This is a genomic window from Paraburkholderia kirstenboschensis (assembly GCF_904848585.1).
Taxonomy (GTDB): Bacteria; Pseudomonadota; Gammaproteobacteria; order Burkholderiales; family Burkholderiaceae; genus Paraburkholderia; species Paraburkholderia kirstenboschensis.
The window spans coordinates 149,520-167,108 of sequence record NZ_CAJHCR010000016.1; the positions used below are offsets into that span (position 1 = coordinate 149,520).

General features: G+C 59.2%; 12 protein-coding genes and 4 tRNA genes. All 16 read right to left on the minus strand.

Features of this window, described 5'->3' with window-relative positions:
* Positions 1 to 129 precede the first annotated feature (129 nt).
* Positions 130 to 600: a 30S ribosomal protein S7 gene (rpsG, locus tag JMY24_RS30010; RefSeq protein ID WP_006053291.1), complete on the minus strand. Its 471-nt coding sequence runs from the start codon at positions 598 to 600 to the stop codon at positions 130 to 132.
* Between the two features lie 178 nt (positions 601 to 778).
* Positions 779 to 1,159: a 30S ribosomal protein S12 gene (gene rpsL / locus JMY24_RS30015; RefSeq protein WP_006998493.1), complete on the minus strand. Its 381-nt coding sequence runs from the start codon at positions 1,157 to 1,159 to the stop codon at positions 779 to 781.
* A 222-nt stretch (positions 1,160 to 1,381) separates the two neighbouring features.
* Positions 1,382 to 3,229, minus strand: a complete 1,848-nt coding sequence (gene recQ / locus JMY24_RS30020) for a DNA helicase RecQ (protein WP_128595944.1) — start codon at positions 3,227 to 3,229, stop codon at positions 1,382 to 1,384.
* Between the two features lie 199 nt (positions 3,230 to 3,428).
* A complete protein-coding gene (rpoC, locus tag JMY24_RS30025) occupies positions 3,429 to 7,667 on the minus strand; it encodes a DNA-directed RNA polymerase subunit beta' (RefSeq protein WP_128586189.1) in 4,239 nt (1,412 codons plus the stop codon).
* 21 nt (positions 7,668 to 7,688) lie between these two features.
* Entirely contained in the window at positions 7,689 to 11,795 is a 4,107-nt protein-coding gene (gene rpoB, locus JMY24_RS30030) for a DNA-directed RNA polymerase subunit beta (protein ID WP_020071564.1), read from the minus strand.
* Positions 11,796 to 12,174: 379 nt separating this feature from the next.
* On the minus strand, positions 12,175 to 12,552 hold the full coding sequence (gene rplL, locus JMY24_RS30035; protein ID WP_094781735.1) for a 50S ribosomal protein L7/L12: 378 nt from the start codon (positions 12,550 to 12,552) through the stop codon (positions 12,175 to 12,177).
* 63 nt (positions 12,553 to 12,615) lie between these two features.
* A complete protein-coding gene (rplJ, locus tag JMY24_RS30040; protein ID WP_013340748.1) occupies positions 12,616 to 13,119 on the minus strand; it encodes a 50S ribosomal protein L10 in 504 nt (167 codons plus the stop codon).
* Positions 13,120 to 13,421: 302 nt separating this feature from the next.
* A complete protein-coding gene (rplA, locus tag JMY24_RS30045) occupies positions 13,422 to 14,120 on the minus strand; it encodes a 50S ribosomal protein L1 (protein ID WP_128595945.1) in 699 nt (232 codons plus the stop codon).
* Complete coding sequence (gene rplK, locus JMY24_RS30050; protein WP_007180146.1) at positions 14,121 to 14,552, minus strand: 50S ribosomal protein L11; 432 nt, start codon at positions 14,550 to 14,552, stop codon at positions 14,121 to 14,123.
* 161 nt (positions 14,553 to 14,713) lie between these two features.
* Positions 14,714 to 15,271, minus strand: a complete 558-nt coding sequence (gene nusG / locus JMY24_RS30055; RefSeq protein WP_007180147.1) for a transcription termination/antitermination protein NusG — start codon at positions 15,269 to 15,271, stop codon at positions 14,714 to 14,716.
* A gap of 1 nt (position 15,272) precedes the next feature.
* Complete coding sequence (secE, locus tag JMY24_RS30060; protein WP_015003929.1) at positions 15,273 to 15,653, minus strand: preprotein translocase subunit SecE; 381 nt, start codon at positions 15,651 to 15,653, stop codon at positions 15,273 to 15,275.
* Positions 15,654 to 15,689: 36 nt separating this feature from the next.
* Positions 15,690 to 15,765, minus strand: a tRNA-Trp gene (locus JMY24_RS30065).
* 64 nt (positions 15,766 to 15,829) lie between these two features.
* Positions 15,830 to 17,020 carry an elongation factor Tu gene (gene tuf, locus JMY24_RS30070; RefSeq protein ID WP_012434572.1) on the minus strand — a complete coding sequence of 397 codons (1,191 nt, stop codon included), beginning with the start codon at positions 17,018 to 17,020 and terminating at the stop codon, positions 15,830 to 15,832.
* Positions 17,021 to 17,083: 63 nt separating this feature from the next.
* Positions 17,084 to 17,158 (minus strand) — tRNA-Thr (locus JMY24_RS30075).
* A 15-nt stretch (positions 17,159 to 17,173) separates the two neighbouring features.
* Positions 17,174 to 17,247 (minus strand) — tRNA-Gly (locus JMY24_RS30080).
* 40 nt (positions 17,248 to 17,287) lie between these two features.
* Positions 17,288 to 17,373 (minus strand) — tRNA-Tyr (locus JMY24_RS30085).
* Positions 17,374 to 17,589 lie beyond the last annotated feature (216 nt).

Below are 17,589 nucleotides of genomic sequence, written 5' to 3' on the forward strand. Positions count from 1 at the left end.
TCCTCTATTGGGATGACGCGATGCGAGAAAATACCCATCGCGCTGTAACACAAACGGGCGAGGCGCTTTGTAAGCGCACCCGCCCGGAATTTCTTTCCGTTTTGTCTGCTAAACCCGGATTCGGGAAGCTTAGAAACGGAAATGCGAGAACGCCTTGTTGGCTTCTGCCATCCGGTGAACTTCGTCGCGCTTCTTCATTGCGCCGCCACGGCCTTCGGCCGCTTCGGAAAGTTCACCTGCCAGACGCAGGGCCATCGACTTCTCGCTGCGCTTCTTCGCGGCTTCACGCAGCCAACGCATCGCCAATGCCATACGACGCGACGGGCGCACTTCGACCGGAACCTGATAGTTCGCACCACCAACGCGGCGGCTCTTGACTTCGACCACCGGCTTGACGTTGTTGAGCGCTACCGTGAACACTTCCAGCGGGTCCTTGCCACCCTTGGTCTGGATCTGTTCGAAAGCGCCGTACACAATGCGCTCGGCAACCGACTTCTTGCCGGAGAGCATCAGCACGTTCATGAACTTAGCTACATCAACGTTACCGAACTTCGGATCCGGCAACACTTCCCGCTTGGGGACTTCGCGACGACGCGGCATGTTTCTTCCTTTGACTTTTCAGTTGGAGCTGTTTTAGCCCCGCGGCCACCAACTAACCCGATTCATCTCTAACGACTTACCAGCCCGGTCGGGTGACCACTTACTCGACAGCACCGGCGATTCCGGCACCACCGCTATTACCGCCTTTGCAGGCGACCTGTACTACCTGACCGGCCAATTACTTGCCAGCTTTTGCACGCTTCGCGCCGTACTTCGAGCGAGCCTGCTTACGATCCTTGACGCCCTGGGTATCCAGCGAGCCGCGAACCATGTGGTAACGCACACCCGGCAAGTCCTTCACACGGCCGCCACGAATCAGCACGACCGAGTGTTCCTGCAGGTTGTGGCCTTCACCACCGATGTACGAAATGACTTCGAAACCGTTCGTGAGGCGCACCTTCGCAACCTTACGCAGTGCCGAGTTCGGCTTTTTCGGCGTCGTGGTGTACACACGGGTGCACACGCCTCGACGCTGGGGGCAGTCCTGCAAGGCCGGGCTCTTGCTCTTCGTCGTTTCCGACGCGCGGCCTTTGCGAACCAGTTGATTGATGGTTGGCATTGTCTATTCCTGAAATTGAACAAAATCGACGCATATGTTTCCGGGCAAAGCAGAAACGATTGCGCATCGAACTTCCGGCTTCGATTGCAAGTACGTGGACGGAGTCCGCGCGCGAGCATCCCAAAGACCGGAACCTAGCATAATATTCCGAAAAGGCTAAGGGAGTCAACAGGTTGCGATGTTTCGCAGACCTGCGCACCTTAGCGGGCGACGGCGTCTGGCCTAATCAGCGGCGACGACTTCCAGCAGTTCGTCCCCGAAACGATCGAGCTTGCGCGCTCCCATGCCCGGAATGGCGCGCAAATCCTCAATCGAATCGGGACCGTTGCGAGCAATCTCCGCAAGCGTCGCGTCGTGGAAAATCACATACGCGGGTACGCCGTCGCTTTTCGCGGTTTCTGTGCGCCATGCGCGTAACCGATCCCAGCGCGCGCGTTCCCGCGGACCCATGCCGATCGTGGGATCCGCTCGTTCGCTGGTTCGACCGGACGACTGGCGGGTACGCGTGGGCTTTACATACCGGCGCATCGTGACGTTCTGCTCGCCTTTTAGAACGGGCTTGCTCGCCTCGGTGAGAACCAGCGAGCCGAACCCTTCGTGATCGACTGTCAGATAGCCGAACGCCACGAGCTGGCGAAACACCGCGCGCCACTCCGGTTCGCCGAGCGCCGCGCCGATACCGAATGTGGTCAGTTTTTCATGCCCGCGCTGCAGGATCTTTTCACTGCGATTGCCGCGCAGAATGTCTATGAGATGACCTGCGCCGAAGTGAAAACCGCTCGCCCGCTGCGCGCGAAACACACACGACAGCGCCATCTGCGACTCGCGCGTCGCGTCCCACGTGTCGGGTGGCTCAAGGCAGTTGTCGCAATTACCGCAAGGCTTGCTCGATTCGCCGAAATACGCGAGAAGGCGCACGCGCCGGCACGTCGCCGCTTCGCACAGACCCAGCAACGCATCCAGCTTGCCGGTCTGGACGCGCTTGTGTGCGTCGTCCGCGTCAGACTCGTCGATCATCTTGCGCTGCTGGACGACGTCGCCGAGACCATAGGCCATCCATGCATTGGCCGGCATGCCGTCGCGGCCGGCGCGACCGGTTTCCTGGTAATACCCTTCGACGCTCTTCGGCAAATCGAGGTGAGCGACAAAACGCACGTCCGGCTTGTCGATGCCCATGCCGAACGCGATGGTCGCACACATCACAATGCCTTCCTCGCGCTGAAACATCTCCTGATGTTTCTGGCGCGTCTCGAATTCCATGCCCGCGTGATACGGCAACGCGCGCATACCCTTTTCCTTCAACCATTCGGCCGTCTCTTCGACCTTGCGCCGGGACAGGCAATAGACCACCCCAGCGTCGGTTGTACCATCCGCCCGCGTGTGTTCAGCGCGAATAAAGTCGAGCAACTGCGTACGCGCATTGTCCTTTTCGACGATGCGATAACGGATATTCGGCCGGTCGAAACTCGAGACGAAGATGCGCGCGTCGTCGAGTGCAAGGCGGTGAATAATCTCGTCGCGCGTGATGGCGTCCGCGGTGGCCGTCAGCGCGATACGCGGCACATTCGGAAAGCGCTCGTGCAGTACCGAGAGCTGAATATATTCAGGGCGGAAGTCGTGCCCCCATTGCGAGACGCAATGCGCTTCGTCGATCGCGAAGAGTCCGATGCGAGTACGCTCCAGCAACTCCTGGAAGCGCGGCGTCATCAAACGTTCGGGCGCCACATAGAGGAGATCTATGTCGCCGTCCCGCAAGGCGCGCTCGGTGGCCATTGCTTCGGCGCTCGAAAGCGTGGAGTTCAGGTAAGCGGCGCGCACGCCGACTTCCGTGAGCGCGGCGACTTGATCCTGCATCAGGGCGATCAACGGCGAGACGACGATACCCGTGCCGAAGCCGCCCTCGCGTCGCACCAGCGACGGGATCTGATAACACAGCGATTTGCCGCCGCCCGTCGGCATCAGCACGAGACAGTCGCCGCCGCCGGCGACGTGTTCGACAATTTCGCCTTGCTGTCCTCTGAACGCGGGGTAACCAAAAACTTCGTTGAGGATTTCGAGCGGACGGGACATGAATTTGAGAGAAGCAGCGTAAAGCGGGTGACACGAATTTTACCAACGCATTCGCGCTGCGCCCGCGCTTTGCAACAACGTTAGCCATCTGGCCTACGAATGGACAAGAACGCGTAACAAAGCGGCGCAAAAAAAGCCGCTCAGTCGAAACTGAGCGGCTTCGCTGGCTAGAACCCCAAGCGGCTTGCGCCGCCGGGACTTACTCGCCTGAGTGCTGCTGTTCGGCGGCCGGGGTTTCCGGCGTACCGAATTCGAACGACTCTTCCGCTGCGATCTGATCGAAACGCTCGCGGTCGGACAGTTCCTTGCTCTTGCGTGCCTTGTGGAACGCGAGACCCGTACCGGCCGGAATCAAACGGCCGACGATCACGTTTTCCTTCAAACCACGCAGGTCGTCACGCTTGCCCATAATCGCCGCTTCGGTCAGCACGCGGGTCGTTTCCTGGAACGACGCCGCGGAGATGAACGAATCGGTCGACAGCGACGCCTTCGTGATACCGAGCAACACGTTTTCGTACGTTGCCGGACGCTTGTCTTCCGCGATCATACGGTCGTTTTCGTCGAGCATATCCGACCGCTCGACCTGTTCGCCCGGGATGAAACGCGTATCGCCGTTGTCCGTAATCTGCACGCGGCGCAGCATCTGACGAACAATCACTTCAATGTGCTTGTCGTTGATCTTCACGCCTTGCAGACGGTACACGTCCTGCACTTCGTCCACGATATAACGCGACAGCGCTTCAATACCCTGCAAACGCAGGATGTCGTGCGGATCGGCCGGACCGTCCACGATCATTTCGCCCTTGTTGACGACCTGACCATCGTGAACCAGAACCTGCTTTTCCTTCGCGATCAGGAACTCGTGCTGCTCACCGTCGAGGTCCGTGATAACGAGACGCTGCTTACCCTTCGTGTCCTTACCGAACGACGTCGTGCCGGTGACTTCCGCGAGAATGCCGGCGTCCTTCGGTGAACGTGCTTCGAACAGCTCGGCCACGCGCGGCAGACCGCCGGTGATGTCACGCGTCTTCTGCGACTCGACCGGGATACGTGCCAGCACTTCACCGACCTGCACTTGCTGACCGTCCTTTACGGTAATCAGCGCGCCGACCTGGAAGCCGATCTGCACCGAGTGCTCGGTGTTCGGGATCTTGACTTCTTCGCCGTTCGCATCGAGCAGCTTGACCTGCGGACGTACCGTCTTCGCCGCTTGCGAACCGCGACGCTTCACGTCGATCACCACCAGCGTGGACAGACCCGTCACATCGTCGATCTGCTTCGCAACCGTCACGCCTTCTTCGACGTTTTCGAACTTCACCGTACCGCCCCACTCGGTGATGATCGGACGCGTCAACGGGTCCCACGTCGCCAGTTGCGTGCCGGCCTTGATCTGCGCGCCGTCCAGCTGCAACAGCGTCGCGCCGTACGGCACCTTGTGACGTTCGCGCTCGCGACCGTGGTCGTCGGTGATCATCGCTTCGCCCGAACGCGAGATGACGATCTGCTCGCCCTTCGCGTTGGTGACGTAACGCATCGTCGACGTGAAACGCACCGTACCGTTCGACTTGGCTTCAACCGACGAAGCCACTGCCGCACGCGACGCCGCACCACCGATGTGGAACGTACGCATGGTCAGCTGCGTGCCCGGCTCACCGATCGACTGAGCAGCGATCACACCGACTGCCTCACCGACGTTCACGAGCGAGCCGCGGCCCAGGTCGCGGCCGTAGCAGGCTGCGCACAGACCGTAACGCGTTTCGCAAGTAAGCGGCGTACGCACGCGCACTTCGTCGATGCCGAGGCGTTCGATTTCCTCGACCGCATCTTCGTCGAGCAGGCTGCCCGCTTCGTACAGCGTTTCCTGCGATTCCGGATTGACGACGTCAGCCACCGCCACGCGACCGAGAATACGATCACGCAGTGCTTCGACGACTTCACCGCCTTCGACCAACGCCTTCATGGCAACGCCGTTGGACGTACCGCAATCGTCCTCGACCACCACCAGATCCTGCGTCACGTCGACAAGACGTCGCGTCAGGTAACCGGAGTTTGCCGTCTTCAGTGCCGTATCAGCCAGACCCTTACGTGCGCCGTGGGTCGAGATGAAGTACTGCAACACGTTCAGACCTTCACGGAAGTTCGCCGTAATCGGCGTCTCGATGATCGAGCCGTCCGGCTTCGCCATCAGGCCACGCATACCGGCCAGCTGACGAATCTGAACCGCGGAACCACGAGCGCCCGAGTCCGCCATCATGTAGATGGAGTTGAACGATTCCTGACGCGTTTCGTTGCCGTCGCGATCGACCACCGGTTCCGTCGAGAGCTGCTCCATCATCGCCTTGCCGACCGCTTCCGACGTTGCCGACCAGATGTCGACCACGTTGTTGTAGCGCTCTTGCGACGTGACGAGACCCGACATGTACTGACGGTCGTATTCCTTTACCTTCTTCGCGGCGTCGCCGACGATGGTTTCCTTCTGCGGCGGCACGAGCATGTCGTCGACGCAGATCGAGATACCAGCGCGAGTGGCCAGACGGAAACCCGACTGCATCAACTGGTCGGCGAAAATCACCGTTTCACGCAGACCGCATTTGCGGAATGCGGTGTTGATCAGACGCGAGATTTCCTTCTTCTTCAGCGGCTTGTTCAGCACCGAGAACGGCAGGCCCGGCGGCAAAATTTCCGACAGGATTGCACGGCCGACGGTCGTCGCGTACAGCGAGATCTTCGGCACGAACGCCGGCGCACCTTCCGACTTGTCTTCGTTGTGGACCATTTCGGTGATCCGCACGTTGACGCGCGAGGCGAGCTCGACTTCCTTGTTCTCGTATGCACGCAGCGCTTCCGAGACGCCCGTGAACGTCAGGCCTTCGCCCTTCGCGTTCACGGCTTCACGGGTCGCGTAGTACAGACCGAGCACGATATCCTGCGACGGCACGATCGACGGATCGCCGTTAGCCGGGAACAGGACGTTGTTCGACGCCAGCATCAGCGTGCGTGCTTCCATCTGCGCTTCGAGCGACAGCGGAACGTGAACAGCCATCTGGTCACCGTCGAAGTCGGCGTTGAACGCCGCGCAAACGAGCGGGTGCAGCTGGATTGCCTTACCTTCGATCAGCACCGGCTCGAAAGCCTGAATGCCAAGACGGTGCAGCGTAGGCGCGCGGTTCAGCATGACCGGATGCTCGCGGATCACCTCTTCGAGGATGTCCCACACCACCGGCGTCTGGTTCTCGACTTCCTTCTTCGCAGCCTTAATGGTGGTAGCAACACCCATCACTTCGAGCTTGTTGAAGATGAACGGCTTGAACAGTTCGAGCGCCATCAGCTTCGGCAGACCGCACTGATGCAGCTTGAGCGTCGGGCCGACCACGATCACCGAACGGCCCGAGTAGTCAACGCGCTTACCGAGCAAGTTCTGACGGAAACGACCGCCCTTACCCTTGATCATGTCAGCGAGCGACTTCAGCGGACGCTTGTTCGCGCCGGTCATTGCCTTACCACGACGACCGTTGTCGAGCAGCGAATCGACGGCTTCCTGCAGCATCCGCTTTTCGTTGCGGACGATGATTTCAGGCGCCTTCAGTTCGAGCAGACGCTTCAACCGGTTGTTACGGTTGATCACGCGGCGATACAGGTCGTTCAGGTCCGACGTCGCGAAGCGGCCGCCATCCAGCGGCACCAGCGGACGCAGTTCCGGCGGCAGCACCGGCAGCACTTCGAGCACCATCCAGTCAGGCTTGATGCCCGAACGCTGGAAAGCCTCGAGCACCTTCAGGCGCTTCGCGTACTTCTTGATCTTCGCTTCCGAACCCGTGTTCTTGAGTTCGGTACGGAGCATTTCAACCTGTTCGTCGATGTTGATCGCGCGCAGCAACTCGCGAACGCCTTCCGCGCCCATTTCGGCACGGAATTCGTCACCGTATTCTTCGACCTTGTTGTAGTAATCCTCTTCGGTCATGATCTGCCGCGCTTTCAGCGGCGTCATGCCCGGGTCGATCACCACATATGCTTCGAAGTACAGCACGCGTTCGATGTCGCGCAGCGTCATGTCGAGCACCATGCCCAGACGCGACGGCAGCGACTTCAGGAACCAGATGTGCGCAACCGGCGAGGCCAGTTCAATGTGGCCCATCCGTTCGCGACGCACCTTCGCCAGCGTCACTTCGACGCCGCACTTCTCGCAGATCACGCCACGGTGCTTCAGGCGCTTGTACTTGCCGCAAAGGCATTCGTAGTCTTTGATCGGCCCGAAAATCTTCGCGCAGAACAAACCATCGCGTTCCGGCTTGAACGTCCGGTAGTTGATGGTTTCCGGCTTCTTCACTTCACCGAACGACCACGAACGGATCTTGTCCGGCGAGGCCAGACCGATCTTGATCGCGTCAAAAACTTCAGGTTGTTGGACTTGCTTGAATAGATCGAGCAAAGCTTTCATCGCTTCTCTCCAGTAGTCCGATTAGTTGCGGTCGAGGTCGATGTCGATACCGAGCGAGCGGATTTCCTTCACCAACACGTTGAAGGATTCCGGCATGCCTGCATCGATCACGTGATCGCCCTTGACCAGGTTCTCGTACACCTTGGTCCGGCCTGTCACGTCGTCCGACTTCACCGTCAGCATTTCCTGCAGCACGTACGATGCGCCGTACGCTTCGAGCGCCCACACTTCCATTTCACCGAAACGCTGGCCACCGAACTGCGCCTTACCGCCCAACGGCTGCTGCGTAACGAGCGAGTACGGGCCCGTGGAACGCGCGTGCATCTTGTCGTCGACCAGGTGGTGCAGTTTCAGGTAGTGCATGTAGCCGACAGTCACCGTACGTTCGAACATTTCGCCGGTGCGGCCGTCGTACAGACGAACCTGATTCTTCGACGGCGTCATGCCGAGGTTCTTCGCGATGTCGTCCGGGAATGCCAGATCCAGCGCGCGCGACATTTCTTCTTCCGTCGCACCGTCGAACACCGGCGTTGCGAACGGCACGCCTTCGCGCAGGTTCTTCGCCAGTTCGACGATTTCGTCGTCGGTGAAGCTGTCCAGCTCTTCGGCGCGGCCCGACTCGTTGTAGATCTTGGTCAGGAATTCGCGCAGTTCAGCGATCTTCGCCTGACGCTGCAGCATTTCGCCGATACGCCAGCCGAGACCCTTCGCGGCCCAACCCAGATGCACTTCGAGAACCTGACCCACGTTCATCCGCGACGGCACGCCGAGCGGGTTCAGAACGACGTCAGCCGGACGGCCGTCGGCCATGTACGGCATGTCTTCGATCGGCACGATCTTCGACACGACACCCTTGTTACCGTGACGGCCGGCCATCTTGTCGCCAGGCTGCAAGCGGCGCTTGACTGCCAGATACACCTTGACCATCTTCAGCACGCCCGGCGGCAGTTCGTCGCCTTGCGTGAGTTTCTTGCGCTTTTCTTCGAACGCCAGATCGAACTGGTGACGCTTCTGTTCGATCGAGTCCTTGATAGCTTCGAGCTGTGCCGCTGCTTCTTCGTCCGCGAGGCGGATGTCGAACCAGTGGTAATGATCCAGATCTTGCAGGTAAGCCTGTTCGATCTTCGTGCCCTTTGCCAGCTTCTTCGGACCGCCGTTCGCGACCTTGCCGTCGAGCATACGTGCGAGACGCTGGAACGCGTCGCCTTCCACGATGCGCAGCTGGTCGTTCAGGTCGAGGCGATAACGCTTCAGTTCATCGTCGATGATCTGTTGCGCACGCTTGTCGCGCTGAATGCCTTCACGCGTGAACACCTGGACGTCGATCACCGTGCCGCTCATGCCCGACGGCACGCGCAGCGACGTGTCCTTCACGTCCGAAGCCTTTTCACCGAAGATCGCGCGCAGCAGCTTTTCTTCCGGCGTCAGCTGGGTTTCGCCCTTCGGCGTGACCTTACCGACCAGCACGTCGCCTGCTTCGACTTCCGCGCCGATGTAGACGATGCCCGACTCGTCGAGACGGCCGAGTTGCACTTCAGCCAGGTTCGAGATGTCGCGCGTGATTTCTTCCGGTCCGAGCTTCGTGTCGCGAGCCACGACATTCAGTTCTTCGATGTGGATCGACGTGTAACGGTCGTCGGCAACCACCTTCTCCGAGATCAAAATCGAGTCTTCGAAGTTGTAGCCGTTCCACGGCATGAACGCGACCAGCATGTTCTGGCCGAGAGCCAGTTCACCCAGATCGGTCGATGCACCGTCAGCCAGCACGTCGCCACGCGACACGATGTCGCCGACCTTCACGATCGGGCGCTGGTTGATGTTCGTGTTCTGGTTCGAACGCGTGTACTTGATCAGGTTGTAGATGTCCACGCCGACGTCGCCAGCAACGGCTTCATCGTCGTTCACGCGAATCACCATACGGCCTGCGTCGACGTAATCGACCACACCGCCGCGGAATGCCTGAACGGTCGTACCCGAGTCGACCGCAACCGTGCGCTCGATGCCCGTACCGACCACGGCCTTTTCAGGACGCAGACACGGTACAGCCTGACGCTGCATGTTCGAGCCCATCAACGCGCGGTTCGCGTCATCGTGCTCAAGGAACGGAATCAGCGATGCAGCCACCGACACGATCTGCGACGGCGCCACGTCCATGTACTGGATGCGGTCCGGCGTGACCATCAACGTTTCGCCCGCTTCACGCGACGAAACGAGTTCGTCGGTCAGCGTGCCGTCTTCAGCCACTGCCGCGTTCGCCTGAGCGATCACGTAACGGCCTTCTTCGATCGCCGACAGGTAATCGATCTGGTCGGTCACCTTGCCGTCCACAACCTTGCGATACGGCGTTTCGAGGAAGCCGTATTCGTTCAGGTGCGCGTACAGAGCGAGCGAGTTGATCAGGCCGATGTTCGGACCTTCAGGCGTTTCGATCGGGCAGACACGACCATAGTGCGTCGGGTGCACGTCGCGGACTTCAAAGCCTGCGCGCTCACGCGTCAAGCCGCCCGGGCCAAGGGCCGAGACACGGCGCTTGTGGGTGATTTCCGACAGCGGATTCGTCTGGTCCATGAACTGCGACAGCTGCGACGAACCGAAGAACTCGCGAATCGCCGACGAAATCGGCTTCGAGTTGATCAGGTCGTGCGGCATCAGGTTTTCGCTTTCGGCCTGGCCGAGGCGTTCCTTCACAGCACGTTCGACACGCACGAGACCGGCGCGGAACTGGTTTTCCGCCAGTTCGCCGACGCAACGCACACGGCGATTGCCCAAGTGGTCGATGTCGTCGACTTCGCCCTTGCCGTTACGCAGTTCGACCAGGATCTTGATCGTGGCGAGGATGTCGTCGTCTTGCAGCGTCATCGGTCCGACGATCTCGTCGCGGCCCACGCGACGATTGAACTTCATACGGCCCACCTTGGACAGGTCGTATGCGTCTTCGCTATAGAACAGTCGGTTGAACAGCGCCTCGACCGCTTCTTCGGTCGGCGGTTCGCCCGGGCGCATCATGCGGTAGATTGCGATGCGAGCGGCCATCTTGTCCGCGGTTTCGTCGATACGCAGCGTCGACGAGATGTACGGACCCTGGTCCAGATCGTTCGTGTAGAGCGTCTGGATGTCTTTGATCTTCGACTCGCGCAGCTTCTCGAGGACGGTTTCGGTAATTTCGTCGTTCGCGTTGGCAATGACTTCACCGGTGTCGCCGTCGACGACGTTTTTCGCCAGCACGCGGCCAAGCAGATAGTCTTCCGGGACCGAGATGAACTTGGTCTTCGCGTTGTCCAGATCGCGAATATGCTTCGCGTTGATCCGCTTGTCCTTCTGAACGATCACGTTGCCATCACGGTCCGTGATGTCGAAACGCGCGACTTCGCCACGCAGACGCTCCGGCACGAACTCCATTTGCGCGCCTTCCGGCATCAGCGTGAAGTTATCGAACACGAAGAAGTTTGCGAGGATCTGTTCCGGGGTGAGGCCGATTGCCTTCAGCAGGATCGTGACCGGCATCTTGCGGCGACGGTCGACGCGGAAGTACAGCACGTCCTTCGGGTCGAACTCGAAATCGAGCCACGAACCGCGGTAAGGAATGATACGTGCCGAAAACAGGAGCTTGCCCGAGCTGTGCGTCTTGCCCTTGTCGTGTTCGAAGAACACGCCAGGCGAACGGTGCAGCTGCGAAACGATCACACGCTCCGTGCCGTTAATGACGAACGAACCCGTCGGCGTCATGAGCGGAATTTCGCCCATGTACACTTCCTGTTCCTTCACTTCCTTGACGACCGGCTTGCTCGGCGATTCCTTGTCGAGCAGCACCAGGCGCACCTTGGCGCGCAGTGCCGAACAGTACGTCAAACCGCGCTGCTGACATTCCTTGATGTTGAATGCCGGCGGCGACAGCATGTAGCTGACGAACTCGAGACGTGCGAACCCGTTGTGCGAAACAATGGGAAAGACGGATGTGAACGCGGCCTGCAGGCCTTCCGGCTTGCGTTGCGTGGAGGACGTGTCTGCTTGCAGAAACGTGCTGAATGATTCAAGCTGGGTAGCCAGCAGGAAAGGTACTTGGTGAACGATGGGGCGCTTCGCAAAACTCTTGCGAATACGCTTCTTCTCGGTGAAGGAATATTGCATACGATCTCCGAATCACGGCGGGCATTGTTGTCGAGGCAGGATACCTTGATGAGACAACCCGAGTGTTCACCGACTGAGACCCGATGGCCGTCCGATGGCTTGAACGAGCCTAGAAGCTTGGTGGTTGGCCTCTACCAACCGCTGGCTGACGGCAGCGGATGCCTGTCGCATGGAACCTTAACCGCTACCCGACCAAACTTGCCTTCTGCAGTCGCTTCAGAAGACAAAGAGAAGCGCCGGTCGATGTTGCCGATAGGCGGTTTTCTTTGGCTTCTGGGAGTCGCATTATTGCCAAACAGCGATGCAAAAACGCGCCCCCCACAAAGCACAAAAAGGCCGGCGGTGGAAAACCGCCAGCCTTCGCACAGCGCGCTGAAACTTACTTGATTTCAGCCTTCGCGCCGGCTTCTTCCAGCTTCTTCTTGGCTTCTTCAGCAGCAGCCTTCGGTACCGCTTCCTTCACAGGCTTCGGTGCACCGTCGACCAGATCCTTCGCTTCCTTCAGGCCGAGACCCGTCAGTTCACGAACTGCCTTAATGACGGAAACCTTGTTCGCGCCAACTTCAACCAGGTTGACCGTGAATTCGGTTTGCTCTTCAGCTGCAGCAGCGCCGCCGCCTGCACCTGCGGGGCCTGCCACTGCAACAGCAGCTGCCGACACGCCAAACTTTTCTTCGAACGCCTTAACCAGCTCGTTCAGTTCCAGAACCGACATCGAGCCTACGGCTTCGAGGATGTCTTCTTTTGCGATTGCCATTTGAAATACTCCTAAATTGAATTCGGATACAGCTAGCGATCAATTACGCTCGGCTGAAGTGCATTACGCAGCGGATTCTTCGCCTTGTTTCTTTTCTGCCAGCGCGGCCAGAGCGCGCGCGAAGCCAGAAACAGGTGCTTGCATAACGAACAACAGCTTGGAGAGCAGCTCCTCGCGGCTCGGGATGTTGGCCAGCGCTTGCACGCCCGCCTTGTCCATCACGTTGCCTTCGTAGGCGCCAGCCTTGATGACCAACTTGTCATTGCTCTTGCTGAAGTCATTGACGACCTTAGCAGCAGCAATTGCATCTTCCGAGATGCCGTAGATCAGGGGGCCAGTCATCTGCTCTGCCAGCGGAGCGAACGGGGTACCTTCGACAGCGCGACGCGCCAGCGTGTTTTTCAACACGCGAAGGTAAACCTGTTGCTCACGCGCTTTCGCGCGCAGCTTGGTCAGATCGCCAACCGTGATCCCACGATACTCAGCCAGAACCACGGTCTGGGCTTTCGCGACTTGCGCGGCAACCTCAGCGACGACGGCCTGCTTGCTTTCTTTGTTGAGTGGCACGGTTAACCTCCAGATTCGATACACGCGGCGTGCGCCTTGTGTACCGCATTCAATAACGGCGTCCGACCAGTCAGGAGTATTTCGACCGCTCGACACCCGCACTGCTGCAAGCATCTAACGGCTTCATCACTACAAAACCTTTTCGGGTTCGCCATCTGCGTTGGCTTTACATTAAGAGTCCGCCTACCTGCTGCGAACCCGCCAACGGTCTTTGACAACCGGTTGCGCGATGCCAACTACTGTCATCTCGCAACCGCCCAAAGCCCATAAACGCCCCGACTTTCATCGAGGCGATGAATTACTTACTGTGCAGCGAGCGACGTCTGATCGACGCGAACGCCGACGCCCATCGTGCTCGACAGTGCAACCTTACGCAGGTAAACACCCTTGCTCGTCGCCGGCTTAGCCTTCTGCAGCGCGTCGATGAGAGCGCTCAGGTTGCTACGCAGAGCCGTCGGCTCGAACGAAGCACGACCGATGGTGGCGTGAATGATACCGGCCTTGTCGACACGGAATTGCACTTGACCAGCCTTGGCATTCTTCACCGCCGTTGCGACGTCCGGCGTGACCGTGCCAACCTTCGGGTTCGGCATCAGGCCGCGCGGGCCGAGGATCTGACCGAGCGTACCGACCACGCGCATCGTGTCCGGCGAAGCGATCACGATGTCGAAGTCCAGCTTGCCAGCCTTGACCTGTTCAGCCAGGTCTTCCATACCGACGACTTCAGCGCCGGCTGCGCGAGCCTGTTCAGCCTTTTCGCCCTGTGCGAACACGGCGACGCGAACCGACTTGCCCGTACCTGCCGGGAGGACGACCGAACCGCGAACTACCTGGTCCGATTTCTTCGCATCGATGCCGAGTTGCACTGCCACGTCGATCGATTCGTCGAACTTCGCGCTTGCGCACTCCTTAACCAGCGACAGAGCGTCGTCGATCGGGTACAGCTTCTGACGGTCAACCTTTGCTGCAAAAGCCTGCAGACGCTTAGAAAGCTTAGCCATTTACACGCCCTCCACGGTGATGCCCATCGAGCGGGCGCTACCAGCGATAGTACGAACCGCTGCGTCCAGATCAGCTGCCGTCAGATCGGGCATCTTGGTCTTGGCGATGTCTTCAGCTTGAGCGCGGGTGATCTTGCCGACCTTGTCGGTGTGCGGCTTGCTCGAACCCTTGTCGATCTTCGCTGCCTTCTTGATCAGAACCGTTGCCGGCGGCGTCTTCAGGACGAATGTGAAGCTCTTGTCAGCAAACGCGGTAATCACGACCGGAATCGGCAAACCCGGTTCCAGTGCTTGAGTCTGCGCGTTAAACGCCTTGCAGAACTCCATGATGTTCAGACCGCGCTGACCCAGTGCCGGACCGACCGGCGGCGACGGGTTGGCTTTACCTGCAGGAATCTGCAGCTTGATAAAGCCGATGATTTTCTTTGCCATGTTGAAAACCTCGTTGGAACGTCACATTGCAAGCGAACGTTCAGTGAGTAGTAGCGCGCGTTCGCCGGAAACCCGGCTACTTGCGCTCCTCAACGGCCATTACGCGGGCCGTAAGCGCGAAATACGAAACGCGCCGACCGGCGCGCTGCGTAAAATCTGGATTACAACTTCTCGACTTGGCCGAATTCCAGCTCGACCGGCGTAGCGCGGCCGAAGATTGTAACGGAAACACGAACGCGCGACTTTTCGTAGTTCACTTCTTCGACGCTGCCGTTGAAATCGGTGAAAGGACCGTCCTTCACGCGAACCATCTCGCCCACTTCAAACAGGGTCTTCGGACGCGGCTTCTCCACGCCTTCCTGCATCTGCGACATGATCTTCTCGACTTCGCGCGGAGAGATCGGACTCGGCCGATTACGCGCACCGCCTACGAAGCCCGTGACCTTCGCCGTGTTCTTCACGAGGTGCCACGTCTCATCCGTCATTTCCATCTCAACCAGCACGTAACCGGGGAAGAAACGACGCTCAGTCACCGATTTGTGACCGCCTTTCACCTCGACAACCTCTTCGGTTGGGACGAGGATCTGACCGAACTGGTCTTGCATGCCAGCGCGTTCAATGCGCTCCTGAAGTGCACGTTGCACGCTCTTCTCCATACCGGAGTAGGCGTGCACGACGTACCAACGTTTGCCGCTCGGAGATGCCGGAGTATCGCTCATATCATTTCCAACCCAGAATCACCGAGAAAATCGCCCATTCGATGGATTTATCACTAACCCACAGAAAGATCGCCATCACGAACACGAAGCCGAACACCACCAACGTCGTTTGAGTCGCCTCTTTGCGAGTCGGCCAGACGACCTTGCGGACTTCCTTGTACGAATCTTTGGCGAAAGCGATGAAACCCTTGCCAGGCGCGGAGAGAAGACCGACTGCAACACCCGCGATTGCACCAACAGCCAAGGCGGCTCCGCGGACGTACCATTCCTGACCATTAAGCCAGAAGAACCCCACGAACCCGGCCAAGACCAGCAATACGCCCGCGACGAGCATCAGCTTGTCGCCGGATGTATTTACAGTTTCGACGGAAGGATTCGCCATAACACCTTAACGAAGCGCCACAGTTGACGCGAGAGTTGGCAGGGGCAGAGGGAATCGAACCCCCAACCTTCGGTTTTGGAGACCGACGCTCTGCCAGTTGAGCTATACCCCTAAACCATTTGGGGTTGACGACACCGCCAACCCCGAAACTACAGATTAACGAGAACTATCTGGCGTTACTCGAGAATCTTGGCAACGACACCTGCGCCGACGGTACGGCCGCCTTCACGGATAGCGAAACGCAGACCTTCTTCCATCGCGATCGGGTTGATCAGCTTCACCGTGATCGACACGTTGTCGCCCGGCATGACCATTTCCTTGTCCTTCGGCAACTCGATCGAGCCCGTCACGTCCGTCGTGCGGAAGTAGAACTGCGGACGATAGTTGTTGAAGAACGGCGTGTGACGGCCGCCTTCGTCCTTGCTCAGCACGTACACCTCAGCCGTGAAGTGCGTGTGCGGGTTGATCGAACCCGGCTTGGCCAGCACCTGGCCACGCTCCACGTCTTCGCGCTTCGTGCCGCGCAGCAGGATACCGACGTTGTCGCCCGCCTGACCCTGGTCGAGCAGCTTGCGGAACATTTCCACGCCCGTGCACGTCGTCTTCACCGTCGGCTTGATACCGACGATTTCGATTTCCTCGCCGACCTTCACGACGCCACGCTCCACGCGACCCGTCACCACCGTGCCGCGACCCGAGATCGAGAACACGTCTTCCACCGGCATCAGGAACGCGCCGTCCACTGCGCGCTCCGGCGTCGGGATGTACGTATCCAGCGCGTCGGCCAGATTCATGATCGCCACTTCGCCGAGTTCGCCCTTGTCGCCCTCGAGCGCCAGCTTCGCCGAACCCTTGATGATCGGCGTGTCGTCGCCCGGGAAGTCGTACTTCGACAGAAGCTCGCGCACTTCCATCTCGACCAGCTCCAGCAGCTCGGCGTCGTCCACCATGTCGCACTTGTTCAGGAACACGATGATGTACGGCACACCGACCTGACGCGCCAGCAGAATGTGCTCACGCGTTTGCGGCATCGGGCCGTCAGCGGCCGAGCACACCAGGATCGCGCCGTCCATCTGCGCGGCGCCCGTGATCATGTTCTTCACATAGTCAGCGTGGCCCGGGCAGTCAACGTGTGCGTAGTGGCGATTAGCCGTTTCGTACTCGACGTGCGCCGTGTTGATCGTGATACCACGTGCCTTTTCTTCCGGCGCCGCGTCGATCTGGTCGTATGCCTTCGCTTCGCCGCCGAACTTCTGCGTCAGAACCGTCGTGATCGCTGCCGTCAGCGTGGTCTTGCCGTGGTCAACGTGACCGATCGTGCCGACGTTCACGTGCGGCTTGGTCCGCTCAAACTTACCCTTGGCCATTTTCGACTCCTAAGAGGATTTTTCCGTACGTTGCGCCGGGCGCAAACAATCACCGAGTACTTCTGGTGCCCATGGGCAGGATCGAACTGCCGACCTCTCCCTTACCAAGGGAGTGCTCTACCACTGAGCCACATGGGCGCTACTTTTGTATGCTGGAGCGGGTGAAGGGAATCGAACCCTCGTCGTAAGCTTGGAAGGCTTCTGCTCTACCATTGAGCTACACCCGCAAGGATCATGGATTCCCAACAACTACTGCAACTTGCATTCTGGTGGAGGAGGTTGGATTCGAACCAACGTAGGCGTAAGCCAACAGATTTACAGTCTGCCCCCTTTAGCCACTCGGGCACCCCTCCGCAGAGAACTGATGATTATGGGGGAACAACCGCTCAATGTCAAGCCTTGCTCGACTGCTCCAAACCCAAACGCTCTCACTTATATGGTAGTGATCGCAGTGCTGCCGTAAACGCAGAAACCCCACCCTTTGTGGGGTGGGGTTTCTGATGCTGCTGGGGAGCCTGACGATTACCTACTTTCACACGGGCAATCCGCACTATCATCGGCGTGGAGTC